Source organism: Pseudomonadota bacterium (assembly GCA_022361155.1).
In the GTDB taxonomy this organism is placed as follows: Bacteria; Myxococcota_A; Polyangia; order Polyangiales; family JAKSBK01; genus JAKSBK01.
Genome location: JAKSBK010000095.1, coordinates 33,563 through 52,980 on the forward strand (window position 1 = coordinate 33,563; position 19,418 = coordinate 52,980).

The 19,418-nt window shown below is 65.6% G+C and carries 17 protein-coding genes; 12 read left to right on the forward strand and 5 right to left on the reverse strand.

What is annotated here, in order from left to right; translation table 11 throughout:
- Window position 1: 1 nt before the first annotated feature.
- From MJD61_02920 to MJD61_02930, 3 genes are all read right to left on the reverse strand, one after another.
- Window positions 2–1,231, reverse strand: coding sequence for an aminotransferase class I/II-fold pyridoxal phosphate-dependent enzyme (locus MJD61_02920; protein ID MCG8554230.1), 1,230 nt, complete (start codon window positions 1,229–1,231; stop codon window positions 2–4).
- Entirely contained in the window at window positions 1,218–2,432 is a 1,215-nt protein-coding gene (locus MJD61_02925; protein MCG8554231.1) for a hypothetical protein, read from the reverse strand. The genes MJD61_02920 and MJD61_02925 overlap by 14 nt, the downstream gene beginning before the upstream one ends.
- 169 nt (window positions 2,433–2,601) lie before the next feature.
- Window positions 2,602–3,834, reverse strand: coding sequence for a beta-ketoacyl-[acyl-carrier-protein] synthase family protein (locus MJD61_02930; GenBank protein ID MCG8554232.1), 1,233 nt, complete (start codon window positions 3,832–3,834; stop codon window positions 2,602–2,604).
- 228 nt (window positions 3,835–4,062) lie between these two features.
- Here MJD61_02930 and MJD61_02935 point away from each other — a divergent pair, with 228 nt between their 5' ends.
- The 4 genes from MJD61_02935 (at window position 4,063) to MJD61_02950 (ending at window position 7,054) form a co-directional block, all read left to right on the forward strand.
- Entirely contained in the window at window positions 4,063–5,742 is a 1,680-nt protein-coding gene (locus tag MJD61_02935) for a fatty acyl-AMP ligase (protein ID MCG8554233.1), read from the forward strand.
- Between the two features lie 274 nt (window positions 5,743–6,016).
- The gene (locus MJD61_02940) at window positions 6,017–6,271 is read left to right on the forward strand and encodes a phosphopantetheine-binding protein (protein ID MCG8554234.1); all 255 of its coding nucleotides are present in this window, start codon (window positions 6,017–6,019) and stop codon (window positions 6,269–6,271) included.
- Between the two features lie 98 nt (window positions 6,272–6,369).
- Window positions 6,370–6,624: an acyl carrier protein gene (locus MJD61_02945; GenBank protein ID MCG8554235.1), complete on the forward strand. Its 255-nt coding sequence runs from the start codon at window positions 6,370–6,372 to the stop codon at window positions 6,622–6,624.
- A 16-nt stretch (window positions 6,625–6,640) separates the two neighbouring features.
- Entirely contained in the window at window positions 6,641–7,054 is a 414-nt protein-coding gene (locus MJD61_02950) for an acyl-CoA thioesterase (protein MCG8554236.1), read from the forward strand.
- A gap of 11 nt (window positions 7,055–7,065) precedes the next feature.
- Here MJD61_02950 and MJD61_02955 read toward each other — a convergent pair whose 3' ends face one another.
- On the reverse strand, window positions 7,066–8,295 hold the full coding sequence (locus MJD61_02955) for a penicillin-insensitive murein endopeptidase (protein MCG8554237.1): 1,230 nt from the start codon (window positions 8,293–8,295) through the stop codon (window positions 7,066–7,068).
- Between the two features lie 428 nt (window positions 8,296–8,723).
- On the opposite strand from MJD61_02955, the gene MJD61_02960 reads away from it, so the two are divergent.
- From MJD61_02960 to hisS, 7 genes are all read left to right on the forward strand, one after another.
- A complete protein-coding gene (locus tag MJD61_02960; GenBank protein MCG8554238.1) occupies window positions 8,724–10,091 on the forward strand; it encodes an NAD(P)/FAD-dependent oxidoreductase in 1,368 nt (455 codons plus the stop codon).
- 28 nt (window positions 10,092–10,119) lie between these two features.
- Window positions 10,120–11,202 (forward strand): 4Fe-4S binding protein, encoded by a 1,083-nt coding sequence (locus MJD61_02965; GenBank protein ID MCG8554239.1) that lies wholly within the window; start codon window positions 10,120–10,122, stop codon window positions 11,200–11,202.
- Window positions 11,203–11,438: 236 nt separating this feature from the next.
- The gene (locus MJD61_02970) at window positions 11,439–13,256 is read left to right on the forward strand and encodes a hypothetical protein (protein ID MCG8554240.1); all 1,818 of its coding nucleotides are present in this window, start codon (window positions 11,439–11,441) and stop codon (window positions 13,254–13,256) included.
- Between the two features lie 146 nt (window positions 13,257–13,402).
- Window positions 13,403–13,966: a hypothetical protein gene (locus MJD61_02975; protein ID MCG8554241.1), complete on the forward strand. Its 564-nt coding sequence runs from the start codon at window positions 13,403–13,405 to the stop codon at window positions 13,964–13,966.
- A gap of 78 nt (window positions 13,967–14,044) precedes the next feature.
- Window positions 14,045–14,209 carry a flagellar biosynthesis anti-sigma factor FlgM gene (locus MJD61_02980; protein MCG8554242.1) on the forward strand — a complete coding sequence of 55 codons (165 nt, stop codon included), beginning with the start codon at window positions 14,045–14,047 and terminating at the stop codon, window positions 14,207–14,209.
- A 102-nt stretch (window positions 14,210–14,311) separates the two neighbouring features.
- Window positions 14,312–14,731 carry a DUF1232 domain-containing protein gene (locus MJD61_02985; protein ID MCG8554243.1) on the forward strand — a complete coding sequence of 140 codons (420 nt, stop codon included), beginning with the start codon at window positions 14,312–14,314 and terminating at the stop codon, window positions 14,729–14,731.
- 55 nt (window positions 14,732–14,786) lie between these two features.
- Window positions 14,787–16,190, forward strand: coding sequence for a histidine--tRNA ligase (hisS, locus tag MJD61_02990; GenBank protein ID MCG8554244.1), 1,404 nt, complete (start codon window positions 14,787–14,789; stop codon window positions 16,188–16,190).
- Between the two features lie 187 nt (window positions 16,191–16,377).
- On the opposite strand, the gene MJD61_02995 is transcribed toward hisS, so the two are convergent.
- Window positions 16,378–17,511 carry a serine/threonine protein kinase gene (locus tag MJD61_02995; GenBank protein ID MCG8554245.1) on the reverse strand — a complete coding sequence of 378 codons (1,134 nt, stop codon included), beginning with the start codon at window positions 17,509–17,511 and terminating at the stop codon, window positions 16,378–16,380.
- A gap of 232 nt (window positions 17,512–17,743) precedes the next feature.
- Between MJD61_02995 and sctQ the strand changes: the two genes are divergently transcribed.
- Window positions 17,744–18,781 (forward strand): type III secretion system cytoplasmic ring protein SctQ, encoded by a 1,038-nt coding sequence (gene sctQ / locus MJD61_03000; GenBank protein MCG8554246.1) that lies wholly within the window; start codon window positions 17,744–17,746, stop codon window positions 18,779–18,781.
- Window positions 18,782–19,418: the final 637 nt, after the last annotated feature.

Below are 19,418 nucleotides of genomic sequence, written 5' to 3' on the forward strand. Positions count from 1 at the left end.
ACTAGGGCTCCATCGGTCCGAGATCCTCTCCCGACAACACATAGAAGGCTTCACCGTAGGCCGCCAGGAGCTCGAGCGCCTTGTCCATGTCCTCGCGGCTGTGTCCGCGTGTGACATTGAGCCTGAGCCGTTCTTCGCCTTGCTTGACCCCCGGATAGGTGATGGGCACCATCATCACACCGTTTTCGAGCAGGGCCATGTGCATGAACAGCGCCTTGCGCTCGTCCCGGCACATGACGGGCATGATGTGGGTGTCGCTGATGCCGAGGTCGAAGCCAATCTGTAGCAGCCTGCTGCGCATGTAGCGCGCGTTTTCGTGCAACTCCTGCACCAAGGCCTCCCCCTCTGCCTCCAACATGTCCAAGATCACGGACGCCGTGGCTACGAGCGGCACGGGCAACGACGCGCTGAACAGAAAGGAGCGAGCGTAGTGTTGCACGTGCTCGACGACATCGATCGTGCCGAGCAACACGCCCCCGATTGCGCCGAAGGTCTTCGAAAACGTGGTTACGCTGATCGGAACGCGCCCGCGCAAGCCCAGATGCTCGATCACACCGGTTGCCCGCCTTCCCAGCGTCCCGGTCCCGTGGGCGTCATCGCAGATCAACACGGCGTCGTGGCGTTCACAAACCTCCACCAGCTCGGCGAGTCGGGCCATGTCCCCGTCGAGGGAATAGATGCCCTCCACGAGAACCAAAGCGTTGGGGCGATCGCTGGTCCTCAGGCAGCGTTCAAGCGAGCGAGCGGAGTTGTGATTGAAGAAGCGTACTTCCGGTTGCCGGCCGGGAGTACCTGCCGCCAGAAAGGTACCGTCCAAGATGCAGGCATGGCTCAGATTGTCGAGGACGATCGTCGTGTCCTTGTCAGCCAGCGACATGATCGTCCCGACCATGGCCTGGTAGCCGGTTGTGAAGATCAGCGCCCTGTCGTAACCGAACCAGGCCGCGAGGCGTTCTTCGAGCTCCACATGCGCTGTAGTCGTGGCCTGGACACGCGACGAGCTGAGCCCGCACGCGAACCGATCTACCGCGGCTCTGGCAGCCTGCTTCACCAGAGGATGCGTGGTTAGGCCCAAGTAGTCGTTGGAGCTGAAGTTGACGATCGGTTTGCCCTGGATCGTGGTATGCAATCCCCCGCTTTCGAAGGGCCTGAAGAACGGGTAGACTTGACGGCTTTGTGCGTCGCGCACGCGCGACAGCTGCGAACGTGCCTTGTCGTCAGCCCAGCTCATGACCCTCTTGCTCGCAGCGTCGTACGACCACGACCGAGACGTTGCCATAGTAGCCGAGCGTGATGACGACCGCGGTGCGCGGGCGCGAGCGCAGCGCGCGTCCGACGAGCGGCACCACGGGTGCGCCCGCGAACCAGGCCAGCACCGTGGCAAGCGCAAACGCCCCGCTCGCGCCCAGGGTCTCTCCCAACAGGGCCTTTGGCAGCGCGGTGCTGATGTCGGCTCCGAAAAACTCCTCAACGGCGTTCAGCTCGGTGGAGTCGAAATGCGGAATGCCGCAAGCCGCGCTGCAAACGACGTCCACGTCCTGCGGGCTCAGACAGGCGTCTGCGAGCGCGTTGCGAAGCGCCCGCAAGATCGCCGACTTCGACACGTGCACGAGCGAGGCCTCCGAAGGAGGCGGCTCGAAGCCGGCGCCATAGCCCACTATCTCGGCGCGGATGCAGGCGCCTCTGGCTTTGGCGGCCTCTGGAGGCTCGATGCACAAGTAGACGGCGCCCTCACCCAGCCGCATACCCTTGCTGGCCGGTGAGCCGGGCGCGAAACCGGACGGTTGCTCCGCCAGTGCCCCCAGCTTGCGGAAGGCCAGGTACAACGGCTCGCTCAGCACTTCGCCGCCGCCCACAAGGAACATGTCGGCTCGATGGTGAGCCAGGTGGTTTTGACTGCTCAGGACGCCGTCGAGCGCCCCGCAGTTGCCGTCTACGATCGTCACATTCGGCCCACGCAGGTTCTCCCAGATACCCACGTAGGCGGAAGGCGAATTGATCACCGTGTTCGGGAATCGATTGGGATTCAGAAAACGAGGATCTTCGAACTCGGCTACCAGATTCAGCTCGGTGATCGCGTCAAGCGAACCGTACGCCGTGGCCGAGCATACGCCCACGCGTTCGGGTGAGCCCGTGAGGTGCGAACCGTTGCGCTTGATGCGGGCGTCTTCGAGTGCGAGCTTGGCGGCGACGATGAGGAATTTCGTCAGCCGATCGAAATTACGCAAGCCTTTGCGTCCCAGGTAGGAGCCCGCGTCGAAGTCGCGCACCTGCGCCGCAAGCGTGTTGCCGGCGTGCTGCGGCGACAACACGTCCAGTGGAGGTCCAAACGCATGTTCGGCCGCGGCCCCGCCTCGCAGCAGCTCGAAAAACCGCCTTCGGCCCACGCCCAAGGGGCCAACGACGCCCAGTCCGGTGACGGATAGCTTCACCAGGGCACCCGGTGCGTCAAGGGCCCGCGGAAGAATAGCTCGTGTGTTTCGGCGAGGACCGGGCGCCGCTGGCGAGGCGCGACGAGGAGTATTGGGGATACTTCGAGGAGGAGCAACATGGCCAGCGGTGGTCGGAACCGGCGAAGTGGATGGGTTATTCTTCCGGGCCCTAGGACAACGCCGTTTCGGGCAGGCGACCCGCGCGGGCGAACGCGAGCACCGCATCGTAGCCACCAAAGGCAAGGGCGTTGTTCAAGACCACACCGCTCGGTCCCCGAGTAGCCTGGTTCGCCACCAGGTTGATGTCGCATTCGGGGTCCGGCGTTTCGTAGCCGACCGTGGGGGGGTAGACGCCAGTTTGCACCGTCATCACGCAGGAGACGGCTTCGAGCGCGCTAGCGGCACCCATGCAGTGACCCAGCATGCCCTTCATGCTGCTTACGGGAACGGGGCGCTCGCCAAACACTTCGCGAATCACGCGCGACTCGATGCGATCGTTGGCGTGGGTACCCGTGCCGTGTGCATTGATGAAGTCCACTTCATCCACGGCAAGTCCGCTTTCGTCGATGGCGGCTTGCATTGCTGTGCGGATCCCGGCGCCCTCGGGGTGCGGGCGGGTGATGTGATGAGCGTCGCAAGCGAGCCCGCAGCCGCCGATTTCGGCGAGCGGTGAAGCTCCGCGTGCGGCCGCGTGACGCTCGGATTCCAGAATGAGCATTGCCGCACCCTCACCCAGGATGAGGCCCTTTCTGTTCTTGTCGAACGGCTGGCAACGCTGCCGTGCCATAGCCCCCAAGCGCACGAAGCCAGCGAACTCGAGACGCTGCAGGATCTCACTGGCTCCGCTGATGGCGACGTCGGCACGGCCGGCGCGGATGTGGTCCGCTGCAAAACCAATGGCATAATTGCCGGCCGCACATGCCGCGGGCAGTGTTTGAACCATGCCCTGCGCGCCAAACGCCCGAGCGATGTGAATCGGCAGCAGCGTCGTGCCGTATCGGGGGATCTTGCCTTTGTCCACCGCCTCCACGCCCTCGCGGAACCATGTGCTCTCGAGCTCTCCGATGATATCGGCCTCACCCATGGTGGTGCCTACAACGACCGCGGTGCGCTCGCCGGCGAGCAGGCCGCTGTCGAGCTTTGCGTCCTCCACGGCCATGCGCGCCGCCGCGAGCCCGAAGGCGGAGCAGCGGCCCATCCGGCGTGCCTCGGCCCCGGTCAGGAAGTCACGGGGCCGGAAGCCCTTGACCTCCCCGGCAAAGCACCGGTCGAGGCCGCGCGTGTCGAAGGTCTCGATCGGGCTGAAGCCGCAGCGTCCCGCCACCATGGAATCCCAGAACGCCGTGCGTCCAAGACCCAGCGAGCTAACAACCCCCAGACCGGTAACAAAGACTCGCCCCATGCGAGTGGACCTATGAGCGCACGTGACAGCTTCTAGCCAATCGTGACACCTTGCGCAAGCAAGGCGCATCGGCCGATTGGCCTAAATCCAAGGTGCTTGCCGCGCTTGACAGCTCCTGAACCTGCCCATAGATAGTGCGCCCACCCGAAACCTGGGACCGAGCATGAGGCGCCGCCGCAGGGTCGATGGGCGTTGCTTTGCCGGTCCATGCGACCGCGTTGTGATGGCGTGACCCAGCCCGCAGCACAGACGCTCGTTTCCGCGCTCGAGCAGCTGCCCAACGACAGCGAGCGAGGCTTCCGCTTCCTCGACCCGCAGGGGCAGGAGCGCAACTACCCCCAACGAGCGATCCGCGCCGAAGCCAAGCGCCGCGCCGCGCTGTTGCTACAGCACGGCCTGCGCAAGGGTGACCGGGTCGTCGTCGCCGTTGCTCAGGAAGACGAGTTCGTGCTGAGCTTCCTTGGTGCGGTGGTGGCCGGTCTGGTGCCGGTCCCGGTATCCGCAACCCCTTTGCTCAGAGCGGTCGATGGCCACCTTGGCACGCTGCGCCATGTGAGTCGGGCCTCCGGAGCGCGGGCTGTCGTCGTGATGGAACGCAACCGCTCGCTCCTTGGGGAGTTGTGGGATGGCCAAGATTTCGCGCCCCGGTTGCTCAGTGTGGAGGCAGACTTGGCGGGTGCACCGCAAGCGGACGTCGCCCTACCCCGGGTGACCCCCCAAGATCCATGTTTTGTGCAGTTCACCTCGGGCAGCACGGCGCTGCCCAAAGGCGTGACGATCACGCATGCCAACCTGGTCCGAAATGCCCGAGATTTCCTGGGGCCTTCGGGGCTCGATCGACGCGACGACGATCTTGGGGTGAGCTGGCTGCCGCTGTTTCACGATATGGGATTGATCGGCTTCATCTTGGGCACGCTGATCTGCGATATCCCGGTGGTTATCCTGCCCACGGCTGCCTTCGCGCGCAATCCGCGCAGCTGGCTCGAAACGATTCACAGCGTCAGAGGCACGATCACCTATGCCCCGAACTTCGCATACGGGTTGGCTGCCAAGCGCCTGCGCGAGCGCGATCTGGCTCGTTTGGACCTGAGCTGTCTACGCGTCGCCGGCTGCGGGGCAGAGCCGATCAACCCCGACACGATGCGCGCCTTTGCCCGGCGCCTCCAGCCGACCGGTTTTCGAGCCGAGGCCTTGCTGCCGTCGTACGGCATGGCGGAGGCAACACTCGCGATCACTTTTCATCCGCATGGCACGCCCCTGGCTACCGACCGCGTCGATTCGGTGGCGCTCAGGGCTGGGCGAGCGACGCAAAGCGAGCGTGTCGCGCAAAGCACCGAGCTGGTTTCCTGCGGCCGGCCCTTTCCGGGCCATGAGCTGCGTACCGTCGACGAGCAGGGCCGGAAGCTTGGGGATCGGCAGGTAGGCGAAATCGTGGTGCGGGGTCCCAGCGTGAGCCCGGGCTACCATAACGATCCAGCGGCGAGCGCTGCCAGCTTCAGAAACGGATGGTTGCACACGGGCGACCTCGGCTACCTGGCGGGCGGCAATCTGTACATTTGTGGGCGCGTCAAAGACCTCATTATCGTCCGCGGAGCGAACTACTACCCGCAGGACATCGAATGGTTGGTGAGCAGTCTTGAGGGCGTTCGGCGTGACAACGCGATCGCGTTTGGTGTGGTGCAGGACGGCGAGGAGCGGCTCGTCGTGGCGGCGGAGTGTGCCTCTGCGGACGCGCAACGGCTGCGCGAGGCCATCGCCGCCCGGGTCTCCGAGGCCACCGGGCTGGCTGTTGCTCGCGTCAGCGCCGTGCGGATCGGTGCCCTACCCAAGACGACCAGCGGAAAAGTTCAGCGACGCAAGACCAAGCAGCTCTTCGAGGAGGGGAAGCTCGAGGAGCACGGTCCCTGATCCGCATCGGTCACCAGCTTCCGGCACGAAGGTGGTGCGCCAAGGTCAGGCCGACCAGCTCCCGCGAGCTCAGGTGGCGCTGCGGCACGCGCCTGCTATAGCGCGGTGCGGTCCATGGGCGATCGCCCGGCTGCAACCTTGCTGCTGATGGGTCCCAGGGTACCGAAACGCCGCCAAAGTCAAGTGTCATGAACGAGCCAATCTGCGTGGACGACCGGGGGGGTTTGCGCGTATAAGGCATGCTGCGCGCGCCTCATGGAGAGAAGGAGCGGAGATGACTCGGGCTGAGCTGTTGGAGATGTTTCGATCCATGGCGAGCGAGATCGCGGAGAAGGATTTCAGCCATGTGGCCGAGGACGCCGCGATCAAGGATCTGGGAATCGACTCCCTGGGTATGCTCGAGCTGGTCGGTGAGATGGAACGTACCCTGGAGGTACGCATTCCCGATGACAACCTGGTGGGTGTGCAGACCGTCCGGCAGTTGCTCGAACTGGTAGAGCGGCGCTTGCGCCCGATTCGGACGGCGTGATCTTGACCAGCGGCAACTCGGCAAGGGCAAGGCTGGTGTACGCTGGCTGAGCGGGGCGCGCGCAGGACGCGGACAGGTAGACGGCGGATCCAAGAGCGATGCACGATCCAGGGGAAAGCATGGGCCGGCAAGAACTGAGGGAGAAGCTACGGGCCATCGTTGCCGAGGTTAGCGAGGTCGACGATGTGCCCGACTCCAAGCCATTCAAAGACCTGGGCATCGACTCGATGATGGCGATCGAGATCGTGGCGGAGGTGGAGCGGACCTTCCGGATCAAGATCCCGGAGGAGGAACTGGAGCAGATCACCAACCTGGATAGCGTGGTCGCGCTGGCTGAGGCCAAGCTGGCGTGAGCGCAGACGCGCACCCATGCAGCCCCCCCCGCAGGCCCGAACCAGCATCTATCGCCGCGTGGTCGACTACGTGGACAGCGACCAGAGCGGAGTGGTGCATCATTCTGCGTACTTTCGCTACCTCGAAGCTGCGCGCATCGATCTGCTCGAGGCACGGGGACTGTGCTACGCGCGCATGGAACGCGAGCAGCGGCTTGGCCTGCCGGTGGTGGAGGCGCAGCTTTGGTACCGTTCCCCAGCGCGCTGCGGGGATGCCCTGGTCGCGCTGAGCTGGATCGGCCTCTTGACCGCAGCGCGCCTGTGCGTAGAGACGAACCTGGAACACGAAGGACGCCTGGTCCTCGAGGCGCGGATCACGCTCGCCTGCGTCGATCTACGTACCGGACGAGCCCGCAGGCTGCCGGAGCAGCTACGCACAGCGCTTGGCTAGTCTAGCTACAGCTAACGGCAGCGGCGATTGGCCGGATCACAGACAAAGCGCACGTGGATGTGCTTGTCGTGCCCTTTGGCATGCCGAACCACGGTCGTTTTTGCGAAACGGGGGTACTGCACGATCTCGCGCAAACGTTCGCGGCTGATGCCCGTGGCCCTGGCGGCTCGGTAGAGCCTACGCTGGCACCTGCGATCGAGGAAGATGTAGCGCACCTGCCCGGTGTCGAGCAACGCCTTGATCAGGCCCCAGGTCGCTGGCCAATCCACTTCAGAGGCGCGTCGGGCCTGGGTACCCTGCGGCAGGTGCTCTTTCAGTGGCAGCCAGATATCCACGTCGCGGCCACTCTGGTGCGACTGATGAGGCCACAAGCGCCCGCCGCGCCGGCGGCTTATGTCGCTGACCACCAAGGCTCCCCGGTAGCTGCTAGCGTTTCGCCAATCGGCGACCGCCCGCTGCAGGTTACGGACCGTGTGGCTCGAGCCGAAGGCGCGGTCGGGTTGCCTGCGGGTATAAAGGACGTCGTTCTTCGGTAGCCGCACGCCTCGCCTGAGCCTGCCGCGATCGGGGCGTCCAAGGCTGCGCCCGCGGCTTGCCACCGGCTTGAGCAACTGGTCGCTTCCCAGGGCGACGGGAGGCGCGGGGGGCAGCCCGGGATTGGGTCCGGTGCGGTCTGCGCTGGTCCAAACCTGCAAGCGCTGGCCTGCACGAAAGCGAAAAGGAACGCGTCGATTCCATTTGCGCAGCTCTTTGCGGTCTATCCCGTAACGGGCGCTGATGGCATCCCAGGTGTCTCCGAAGCGTACCTTGTAGATCGTGCGCTTGCGTACCGGTGGTACCACCCGGGCACCCACCCGCAGGAACTGGCCTGCGCGTAGCCGCGGGCGGCGAGCATTCAGGCCGTTCCAGCGGACGATCTCGTCGGCGGTCACGTGGTAGCGTTTGGCGACGTCCCGGACGTTCTCGCCCGGAAGAATCTCATGTCGCAGCCACGTACGCTCTCGGGTGGCTGCCTCGATGCTGGGTCGTAGACGGTAGCCGTCGATGCGAAACGTACCCAGCACAGGGGGGGTCGCCGCAGCCGGCGTGCTCAGCATGAGCAACCCCGACAGCCCACCGAGCGCACAGAGCAACAGCGCGCTCAGGGCAGTCAGCCTGCGCCCGACGGTTGCGCCAATCCAAGTCCGGCTGCGTGCTCCACGCCAGCCGGACCGTAGCTCTCTTGTCCGATAACGGTGCAAAGCTAGCTCACAAGGCTGTTCCAGTATACGAGACAATCGAGATGAAGCACTACTGATCCGCCCGCTGGATCGCCCCGTTGGAGAAGATCGTACGGCAGATAGCGCAGGTTCTTGCGCAATTCTCGCGCTGGAGGGCTTCGCCAACGGGGCAAGCGCGGTCACGCCTCGGACGCCGGTGTCCGGGCCGAAACACACGAGTTACTCTTCGGCGGGCCCTGAACGACGAACTGGCCACTCGGGTTTGAGCCGGGCCGTTGTACTAGGAGTGCACGTGTCGCCGAGCGTCTTCGGTACCGCAGACAATGAACAAATATCGAAATATTTCAGTGGAGATTAAGTGGCGGCCCAATGGAGATCCGTGGGAGCAACCGCGCGAAAGGCCGGCACGGTAGGCACGTGCTTCCGATCGCAAGCGCACAGGCGGACCGATGCATATCGTGGTCGTTGGCAACGGCGTAGCGGGAATGGAGGCGGCCCTGTCGCTGCGCTCGGCAGACGAGTCGCTTGAGCTTACGGTGGTCTCCGAGGAGTCCGACAATTTCTTCTCGCGTACGGCGCTGATGTGGGTGCTGTGCGGGCAGCTCAACCACGCTGACATCGAGCCCTACGAGCGTGGTCTGTACGAGCGGGCCCGCCTAAGGCGCATCAGGGCGCGCGCCGTGGGACTGGACGCCCGCGGCAAGCGACTGCTGTTGGCGGGCAATCGCACCGCATTGAGCTACGATCGGCTCCTGATAGCGTGCGGCTCACGGCCTCGCCGACCTCCTTGGCCCAACGCCGACCTCAGGGGCATCGGTCACTTTGTCACGATGCAGGATCTGGAGTGGCTGGAGCAGGAGCTGTACGCCGGACCGGGTCAAGGTCGGCCTCCCCGACCCGATCAGCACCTTGGCGCAACAACGGATGATTCCCCCTACTTGCCCCGTGCGCCGGCCGCAACCCTGAGGTCGCGCCTTGCCGGCGAGCCGGCCGTGATCGGAGGAGGCCTGATCGGCATCGAAGCGGTCGAGGTCTTTGTGGCGGCTGGGCGTCGCCCGCGTTTCTTCATCCGAGAGGAGTGGTTCTGGCCGATCGCGCTCGATGCACGCGAAGCCGCTTGGGTCGCGCAACGGCTCCGCTCGCACGGCGTCGACGTGCTGCTCGATCACGAGATCACCGGGTTCGAAGGCGACGAACAGGGCACGGTGCGCTGCGTCCGCACGGCCTCGGGCGAGCATGCGTGCGATGTGGTGGTCGTCGCTATCGGTGTGGAGCCCAACACCGGATGGCTTGCCGACTCGGGGCTCGAGCTCGACGAGCTCGGAGGTATCGTGGTCGGGGACGACTTGAGGACCTGCCTGCCCTCGGTATTCGCTGCGGGCGACTGCGCTTCGGTGCGTTGGGAGGATGGCACGCGGCGTCCGGAACAGCTCTGGTATACCGCACGCGATCAGGGACGCGTCGCGGCGCGTGCCCTCATGGGAGAGCCGGTTCGCTACGATCGAGGCACCTGGTACAATGCGGCAAAGCTGATGGACATCGAGTACACGACGGTGGGGCAAGTAAACCGGCGCCTGTCCGGAGAACAAAACTGGTTTCACGAAGAGATGGGTGCTGTGCGGAGCACCACGCGGATTGTGAGCATGGCTGACCGCATCGTGGGGTTCAACGCCTTGGGTCGCCGCTGGGATCACGATCTGGTGGCGCGATGGATCGAGGAGCGCCGTACGCTGCCGTGGGTCATCGCGCATCTAAGCGAAGCGTCCTTTGACAGCGAGCTTGTGCCGCCGCCGCAACTGCCGCACACGAACGTCTAGTTTCTGGTATTTGCCAGGGCCCCTACCCATGGATCTGCAAGGACAAGATGGACTGCTGCACACGTACCGCGAACCGTGGCGGCGACGCGCCCCTGCGGCGTGGCTGCTTGGCGCGCTGCTTTTCTTGTTTTACCTGACGCTCTACTTCAGCGACTACCTCGATCCGGTTGCGCGGGCTGCGGGCCTGCCAAACCGATGGTTCCTCTACGGGGCGCTCTACTCGTTGGCTATGACCGCTGGCGCCGTCTACTACCTCAAGCGTCACGGCAACAGTCGCTACAACCGCGTGCGCATCGCCGTGAACGTCGCGGTTCAGTACGTGCTCGCGTTTCTCCTGCCCTACGCCATGTTCGCGTTGCAGCAGAAGGACTACTACTTCTCCTATTTGTGGCCGCTGAAGATCGACGCCCTCTACCCGAGCTCGCTCACCTACTACCCGCTGTATATCGGGCTGTACGCCATCGGCGCCTCCCTGGTCGCCGCCCCCGTGCTGGCGGTCGTGTACGGCAAGCGCTGGTATTGCTCCTGGATCTGCGGCTGTGGCGGGCTCGCCAATACCTTTGGAGACCCCTTCCGGCATCTGGCCGACAAGTCCACGAAGTCGTGGCGTTTGGAGCAAGTGTCGGTTCATCTGGTGCTGCTGGTCGCGATCACCACGACGGCCTTGGTAGGCCTCGATTTCTTCATCGGAGACAAGCACCCCGGCTTTCACGCGATCGTCGGGGACATGCGCTCCGGCTATGGGCTCGTGGCTGGCGCGATCCTGTCCGGAGTCGTGGGCGTGGGCGTGTATCCCGTGCTCGGCCCGCGGGTGTGGTGCCGCTTCTTCTGCCCCATGGCGGCCATGCTCGGGCTGTTTCAAAAACTCGGGCGCTTTCGCATTCGGGTCAAGCCCAACATGTGCATCTCGTGCGGCAACTGCAGCGCGTACTGCGAGATGGGCATCGACGTGCGTTCCTACGCCCAGAGCAACACGAGCTTCACCCGCGCCTCGTGCGTTGGCTGCGGCATGTGTGCGCACGTTTGCCCTCGGGGCGTGCTCAGGCTCGAGAGCTCCTGGCCACGCTCAAAGGACAAGGCACGGCAACAGCTGCGTGTCCTGGATATCTGAGGATCCACCCCAAAGCGCAGATAATTGCGCACTCCAGGTGTCATGAAGGCTTGCGTCGCGACCGCAATGCTACACGGTTCGCAGAGCGGAAAACGAATCGCGGAAGTGCTCGACTCGGGCGCGGCTGTCTCGAAGGGCGCCGGATTCAGGACGCTTGCTTGAACTTCGCTTCGCCCCTGCGCTAAAACCCCAGCATCCTGAGATTGTCCCGAACTCCCCAACCCGTAGGAACCAACATGCTCACGGCCAAACGCACCGCTTGCTTGCTGTCCGCGGCGCTAGGTCTCACCCTGCTGCCGCCCGCCGTCAGCCACGCTCAGAGCGTTCGCGTGGTCGTGCGGCCCTTTTCTGGCAAAGGCCGCGTAGCGCTCAGAAAGGCGGTGGTGGATGTGTTCTCGGACCGGAGCAGCATTCGCCTGGTGCCCAACGCCGATGCGGAGAAGGCCGCGCGCGAGCTCGGCGTCAGGCTGCATCGCAAGCGCGGAAAGATCGGCGCGGCTGGTGAGCTGGAACTATCGGCGTGGATCGAGGGAGCGATCGAGGGCGCCAAGCGCAACTGGCAGATCACCGTACGCGTCTACAACGGCCTGGACGGCGACAAGCTGGACGAGGCCACCTTCCAGGCCAAAAGCCTGAACGGGCTTTCAAATATCCTTTCCCAGACCCTCTGGAATCGCCTGGGCGCGTCGGTTGAGCTCAGCAGTCCCCCCCTGCGCAAGCTACGACGGGCACCACCGCCCGCGCCCGCACCGGTGGCGACCCCGGCACCGGCCCCCCCCCGCAAGCGAGCCCGGGCCGCAGCGGACGACCTCTCGGCGCGGCCAGCGATCGGGTTTGGCACGCGCACCGTGGTGTTGCCGTTTCGGGGCCCAAGCAACAGCGTTGTACACCAGTCGGTCGTGAGCGCGCTGTTCAGTCAGCCGTCGGTCGTGCTCGTGCCGAGCAAGGCCGTGGCAGCGGCGGCCAAGAGCGCCCGTGCTGACCTGGCATCCGCCAGCGGGCGCGGAACCGTGGCCCAAAAACTGCGCGTGGCGACCTTCATCGCCGGGGAGGTCGAGAAGGACGGCAAGGACTACCAGGCGCGCATCCGCGTGCTCAATGCCTCGGACGGCGACCAGCTCGATGACGCGAAGTTCGCGGCGGCCGGCCTCGACAAGGTTGCCCGGCAAGTACAGGGCCGGCTGTGGGCGGAGCTCGGTGACGCCATCCGCCTGGGGCGCGCGCCCGGGGCAGCTCCCGCTGGCGCCCACGCGGCAGCCGGAGAGCATGGAGGCGGCGATCATGGGGGCGATCACGGCGGCGGGCACCATGGGATCGGGGTCATCGATACGCTACCGGCCCACGCCACTCGAGATGCTGGCGAATCACCGCTCGAAGTCGTTGGTGGCGAGCGCAAGGGCATCCGGGCGGAAGGCTATTGGTTCCCGCTTCGCCATCTGGGCAGCAGCTTCCTGGGCAACCTTGGAGCGGACGTGCGCTTGCGCGTGCACATTTCGACCGACCAGTTCAGCGGTCCGATCGGCTACCAGCTAGGCGTGCGCTATCGCCTGCCGCTGGGCAAGCACGAGATCGCAGCCGTTGCAGGGCTCCTGTACGAGCCCACCGAAAAGACCGAGGATCTTCCAGGTGTCACCAACCCCGAGGATATGTTTCCAAGGCAAATCGGAAGCTACAGCTATTTGCGATACGGCGCCGAGGCGCGCTTTCTGGTTGTTGGGCAGTTGACGCTCGGCCTGCGGGGCCATTTGCTAACGGCCACGACGGCCCAAGAAAACGTGGATCCGGGGCACTGGGCCCCGAACGGCGGCTTTGATGGGGAGTTTTATCTGGCCCACCCGCTGGGATCCCGGATCGAGCTGCGCTTCGGAGTCGGGCTGCAGCACATCGACTACGGCCGTGTCTTGCTTCCAGGGCAGGACCCGGACTCGGCCACCGCTGCCGACACCGAGTTTGCCACCATTCTGGCCGCTATGTGGAGCCTCGACGGAATCGCAGGAACCGCACGTGAGGGCCAATCGTCGGGCGCAGGCTCGCATGGCGGAGGGCACCACTAGCCCATATGTAGCCAATTGTAGGCGTGCGCGAGGGGTCCCAGGCCTCATACTGTTAGTATGGGCACTACTGGGCATATCCCTGAACGTAGAACCCCAAGTTGGATCGGTCGCCGGCTGTTCACGGAGGTGGAGAGGCGGAACCCGGCTTGAGGACGTTGTGGGTTGCGCTGCTGTTGTCCGGTTGCACCGCCGGCTTGCCGCGGGGGGCCACGACACCCGACGGGCCGCAGCGTGCGGCGCTCTCGGCCGCGATCGAGACCTGGCGCGCAGCCGGCCTTCCGTGGCGGGCTCAGTGTGACGAGGAATACACGCGCCTGCATATCGTAGTGGCGCCTCCCGATACCTTCACACACGTTTGCCGTAACCGGCCGCTCAAGGCTGGCGGCAGGCTGTATGCATGCTCGCTCACGCAGCGGGAACACACCTGGCCCTGGTCGGTGCTCGACAGGGACCGTGTTCCGTTGCTGGTGATCAGCGCGCTCGAGCCTCGGGATCACCGCCGGCGGCTGGTTATCCACGAGGCCATGCACTGGCTCGGCCACTGCTCGGGCAAGGGCATCGATTACGGCCATGCTGATGTTCGTGTATGGCAGCGAGTCCTGGGCGTTGCCGAGCAGCGAATGAAGTCCAGGCTGGCGGCGGCGAAGCACGGCTTCGGGCCCCGCCACGCGCTCATGTTCGGAGGGATACCGGCCGAAAACAGAAGGTGAGGCCACCCGCCGGTGAGCAGATCCCCAAGAAAAGCCCGTCGTTGCCGTCCTAGGCCCAGCCCCGACAACGCGGCTGCGGTGACCGGCCCCCGCGAGGGAACGCTGGCGCCTCACGCGCCTGCCGAATCGGAGTCCATGGCCCATCTACGCAAGGACAAGGTCGCGCGCTTGCGCCGGGCCATCAAGAACGGTTCTTTTCGCGTCGATGTCGATCGCCTGGTGGACGAGATGCTGGGTCTCTGACACGCGGGCGCTCTGCCGTGCCTCGCGGCGTGCTCAATCGGGCGCGTGGACATGGCCGGGCCAGCATGCTTAGTTAGCCCAAAGGGGGGCGGAGGGTTCCCGATGGGACGCGAGGGTATCGACCCACAGCAAGCCGACCGGGAATTGAGGACGCGGGCTGCCCGTATCCGCTCGGAGGATCTCGAGCGTATCCTGGAGCGAAAACAGGAGTTGCAGAACAAGCTGGAGCACGTTCCCGGCAAGTTCGGCCAGCTCGTCAATCAGGTCAAGCTCCTGTTCGAGATGATCAAGGACTACTGGCAGGGCAACTACAGCACCGTGCCATGGACCTCCATAGCCATGGCGGCCGGAGCGCTTCTGTATTTCCTGGCCCCTATCGACCTCATGCCCGATTTCTTCCCCGGGGTCGGATACGTGGACGACGCGCTGGTCGTGGCGCTGGCGATCAACGCGCTGCAGGAAGATCTGCGCGCGTATTGCGCGTTCAAGGGCTACGACTTCGCCAAGTACTTTGGGGGTTAAGGTACTGGCCACCCTGCGTTGCAAGCTAGCCGGCCGGTGATACACAGCGGCTGCGATGGCCAGCCAGCCTGCCAGGGGTACCCGGGATTTCTTGCCTGACGACGTGCGCAAGCGCGAGCACGTGACGTCCATCATCCGGCGCGTGTACGAGTCGCACGGTTTCGAGGCGCTCGAGACGCCGTGCTTCGAGCGCCTCGAGACCCTGCTCGGCAAGTACGGCGAGGAAGGGGACCAGCTGCTGTTCAAGGTGCTGTTGCGGGGTCAGCCCCTGGTCAGCGGAATCCGACAGGCCGCGGAGCTGCTCGAGCGCTCGGGCACGGTCGTGCATGGACGCAGCGGTGAGACTGCGCCGGCGGCCGAGCAGCGCCTCTCGGATCTCGGCCTGCGCTACGATCTCACGGTCCCGCTGGCTCGCGTGGTCGCGGCGCATCAGGGCAAGCTTCCTGCCGTGTTCAAGCGCTACCAGATTCAGCCGGTGTGGCGCGCGGATACCCCCGGGAAAGGACGCTTCCGCGAGTTCTACCAGTGCGACGTGGATGTGATCGGCTCCTCCTCGCTGCTGGTAGAGGCAGAGGTGGCGAGCGCGGCCTGCGAGTGCATGCAGCGGCTGGGTTTCGCCTCCTTCCGCGTGCGGCTCAACCATCGCTTGCTGCTCAAGGCCGTGATGCAGCGTGCCGGCATCGCCGCTCACCAGCAGCTCGCCGCCATCACCGCGCTCGACAAGCTCGACAAGATCGGCCTGCCCGGCGTCGAAAAAGAGCTGCTCGCTCGCGGCATCGAATCCGCAAGTTGCACGAGGCTACTCGAGATCGTGGGCGAGTCTGCAAGCATGGTCACCATGCGCGAACAGCTGAGTGGTAGCGACCTGGGCCGGCAGGCGTTGTCCGATGTGGATCGCGTACTCGAGCTGGCCGCGCTGACACCGGCTGCGCGTCATCTGGAGTTCGACGTCTCGTTGGCTCGTGGGCTCGGCTACTACACGGGCTGCATCTTCGAGATAGCCGTCCCCGATCTTGCAGGCTCGCTGGGGGCCGGCGGGCGCTACGATGGGCTGATCGGCATGTTTCTAGGCAAGGACATGCCCGCTTGCGGCATCTCGCTTGGGCTCGAGCGTATCCTGGTCGTGATGCAAGAGCGCGGGATGTTCCCTGCTGCCATGGCCCACGCAGACGTCGTCCTGAGCGCGACGCATGAAGACGACCTTGGAGCAGCCCTGGTGCTCAGCCAGAAGCTGCGCTCTGCGGGCCTGCGAGTGGACCTGCGACCCAAAGCCACCAAGCCGGGCCCGCTGCGCAAGTATGCCGACGCCCGCGGCGTTGTGTCCGCGGTGTGGTTCGAGCGCGGACAGGCCGATCACCTCAAGATCTGGCGCAAGGAGCGCGGAGTCCTGGGCGGTGACCTGTCTCCCGAGGCCCTGCTGACCGAGCTGATCCGTCCGAACCAAGCCCCGTCCGGATAGGACTGTCCGAAGACCTGGACACAGCACCGCGCGGCTCACCGTTGCCACTCGAGGACGCGGCGGCCGGCACGGTTGGATCGGCCGGAGGACGGTGACCGATGAGGGCCGATTCTCCCGTCTCGAAGCAGGCTACGTGCGCAGAGCGACCGTGCCCGGAGCACTCGATTGGAATCGGCAATCCCCGGAACTACCCCAGCGCCCAGAAGGCGGCGGCCACAGCCCCAGCCACGCTGAGGCCGAGCGCAAAGCCCACGAGGACCAGGGGCACGGGCGAGCGCGCGCTCGGCGGTGGTGTGGGCGTGGCCGCGGCCGAGCTGCCGACTCCCACGTGCGCGTCGTTGGATGGAGCCGACACCGGCCCAGTCGGCTCGGTGGCAGCGGCCCGCGCGGACCGGGTCTTCGTGCTTGGGACGGCCGCGCCCGCTATCGCATGGCGCGCGCTACTGACGGCGGCGCCTGTTAGGCAGCCCTTGAGCGCGAGCCCGAATTCCGCGGCAGTAGGATAGCGCTTGCCCGCGTCCTTCTCGAGCGCCTTCATGATTGCGGTCTCGAGCTGGGCCGAGAATTGCTTGCTCTTGCTGCGATCGTTGAGTCGAATGGGCTCGCTGGTCACCTGGGCCTTCATGAACTCGAGCGCGTTGCGCGCGTCAAAGGGCAACCTGCCGGTGAGCAGCTCGTACAAGATCATGCCGAGCGCGTAGATGTCCGAGCGTGCGTCGAGCTCCTTGCCCTGGGCTTGTTCCGGGCTCATGAACTCCGGCGTCCCAAACACCATGCCCTGCTTGGTCAAGATGATCGAGTCGGGCCGCATCTGCTTTTGGGTGACCTTGGCCAGTCCGAAATCGAGCACCTTCGGGTAGTCGCGGATGCCACCCTGCTGGGTCAGGAAGATGTTCTCCGGCTTCAGATCGCGGTGAATGATGCCCAGCTTGTGGGCCTCGTCGAGTGCGCCGCAAACCTGTACCATGATGTTGAGCGCTCGCTCCGGCCCCATGGGGCCTTCGGCGCGCACGACCTGGGCCAGATTCCGCCCCTTCAGGTACTCCATTACGAAGTAGGCGCAACCGTTGTCGAGCTCGCCGAAAAGGAATACCCGGGCGGTATGGGGATGAGACAGCTGACTCATGGCGCGCGCCTCACGCCGGAAGCGCGCGCTCACGTCGGCTCGCGCAGCGTACTTGGAATGCAGCACCTTGATAGCCACTTCGCGGTTCATGCTGGGCTGCTGGGCCAGATAAACCGAGCCCATGCCTCCGGTGCCGATCCTCGACGTGATGCGAAACTGCCCTGCAACCTCTTTGCCCAGGAGGGAGTCAGCCACAGCACTCAGCATACCATTGTTAGCGCGTTTCCGTGGGCCATGACAGACTCGACCCCGAACCCAACATCGACTCTTTCGCCCGCTTCTTGACGGTGCAGCGCCGGTGACAACGAGCCGCCCACCAGCGAGGCACGCCTCGCCTTACCCGTACGGGCGCTGGCCCAAGCTGAGCCGCGGCCAGGTGGAGCTGCTCCGTCGCTGCGTGCACCGATTCGCTGGTATCGAACTGGGTATGGCTCTCGATACCGCCAGCAAGCTGCTCGGCGCGCCCGTACGGTTCCGACTCACCGGGGCTCGGCCGGGGCCGCCCGAAGATGCCTTGCCGCCGGATGGCCGGCCCGTGGTGGTCGCGGTGATCGACGACGCCGCAGGCCATTTGTGGGTCGCTGAGATCGACCAGCTGCTGGCGGCCGTGGTGGTGGACCGTGCGCTCGGGGGCGACGGCAACTCGGGCATCGGGCGCGGGGTGTTCCCAGCGGACGAGTTCTCCAAGGGGGTGCTGGCCTACGTGCTGGCACGTTTACTGGCTCCCAGCGGGCAATGCTTGTGCGCGATCGATGTCCGACCCGAACGGATCAGCTCCCTGAAGCGGTCAGCGCCCTGCGATGCCGGCGCGTGCTTCGAGGTCTGGGTCGAGCCCGTCCGCGGCCATGTGCAGCTGTGGACCAGCGCGTCCGCGTGGTCCTCTTGCGGCGCGCCGCAGCTGCCCCCGGCCCGACTGCCGGACACGCTTGCGCGCACACTGCCGTTTGCGCTAGCCGCCGACGCGGGCCAGGCCCAGCTCGAGCTTTCGGAGCTGCGGTCGCTGCTCCCTGGCGACATACTGGTGCCTGACGCCTGCGCGCTGTGCAGGGTCGAAGACGGCTGGCGGGGCCGAGCAGAGCTATCGCTCGGGGGCACAAAGCACACGCACTGCTCCTGCCATGTGCACGATGAGGCTCTGGTGATCGAGCGTGTTCTTCGAGTACAAGACGGGGCCATGGGCGACAGCAAGTCTCACGAAGCGGAACAGGAGCCTTTTGACCCGCTCGTCCCCGCAGGCGACACACCGATCGAGCTTCGAGTGGAGCTCGCTCGCTTCCATCTGACCCTGGCGGAGCTCGCAGCCCTACAGCCCGGTCAGGTCCTGAGCACGGGACGGCGGATAGGGGAGCACGTGGTGTTGCGAGCCGGCCCGGCGGCCATGGCCACGGGCGAGCTCGTGGACATCGAAGGCGAGGTCGGCGTGCGCATCGTTCGCGTGGCCGAGGACCCGGCCGCGGCTTCTTGACTGGACCCGCCTCGCGCGGGTGCTCGGGCAGGCCGCGGCAAAGCCGAGCAGACCGTGGTTCGGACCCTCGGGCTCACGGCGGCCTCTTGTTGGGTGCGCGCGGCAGGGCGAGGTAGAGAGCGTCGCTGCGGGCAAGCTTTGCGGGGGCGTCGCTGGGCGCGGGACGCGGGCGGCGATCGTCGGGGATGGCTCGTGATGCGCCGGGGATGGCTCGTGATGCGCCGGGGCGGTGCCACGTCGCGGCCCGAAGGGGCGGCCACCGACGGTAGTGCGCCCATCGGTTCAGGCTCCACGGCCTGCAGAGCTTGGCTGCTCGGGCTCGATCCCCCTGACCCGGCAGCTCCCGCGCCGCTCCGGAACAGGCGCTGCCACAAGCGGGCCCCTGGTCGCACGGCCCAGGCAAGTGCGACCGCGAGCAAAACGCAGGCGACGGCATAAAACCCGACGCACGCGCTCAGGCCCCTGCGCAGCGCCAGCATGAGCCGGCGAATCCCGGATGCGCTCGCTCGAGCGGCACCGGGCACGAGCTCGCTACGCGCACCCTTGGTGTCCGTGGCGGTCACGCTTCGATCGTTGCGCCGCGAAGGTAGCGGTGGGGGCATCGCGGGCGCGTAGGGTAGGGTGAGGCGTGCGCCGG

Coding starts and splice junctions, on each gene's coding strand:
- MJD61_02965 (MCG8554239.1), top strand. CDS start 10,120: ATGGATCTGCAAGGACAAGATGGACTGCTGCACACGTACCGCGAACCG.
- MJD61_02985 (MCG8554243.1), top strand. CDS start 14,312: ATGGGACGCGAGGGTATCGACCCACAGCAAGCCGACCGGGAATTGAGG.
- hisS (MCG8554244.1), top strand. CDS start 14,787: ATGGCCAGCCAGCCTGCCAGGGGTACCCGGGATTTCTTGCCTGACGAC.
- MJD61_02950 (MCG8554236.1), top strand. CDS start 6,641: ATGCAGCCCCCCCCGCAGGCCCGAACCAGCATCTATCGCCGCGTGGTC.
- MJD61_02920 (MCG8554230.1), bottom strand. CDS start 1,231: ATGAGCTGGGCTGACGACAAGGCACGTTCGCAGCTGTCGCGCGTGCGC.
- sctQ (MCG8554246.1), top strand. CDS start 17,744: ATGGCTCTCGATACCGCCAGCAAGCTGCTCGGCGCGCCCGTACGGTTC.
- MJD61_02930 (MCG8554232.1), bottom strand. CDS start 3,834: ATGGGGCGAGTCTTTGTTACCGGTCTGGGGGTTGTTAGCTCGCTGGGT.
- MJD61_02940 (MCG8554234.1), top strand. CDS start 6,017: ATGACTCGGGCTGAGCTGTTGGAGATGTTTCGATCCATGGCGAGCGAG.
- MJD61_02960 (MCG8554238.1), top strand. CDS start 8,724: ATGCATATCGTGGTCGTTGGCAACGGCGTAGCGGGAATGGAGGCGGCC.
- MJD61_02970 (MCG8554240.1), top strand. CDS start 11,439: ATGCTCACGGCCAAACGCACCGCTTGCTTGCTGTCCGCGGCGCTAGGT.
- MJD61_02945 (MCG8554235.1), top strand. CDS start 6,370: ATGCACGATCCAGGGGAAAGCATGGGCCGGCAAGAACTGAGGGAGAAG.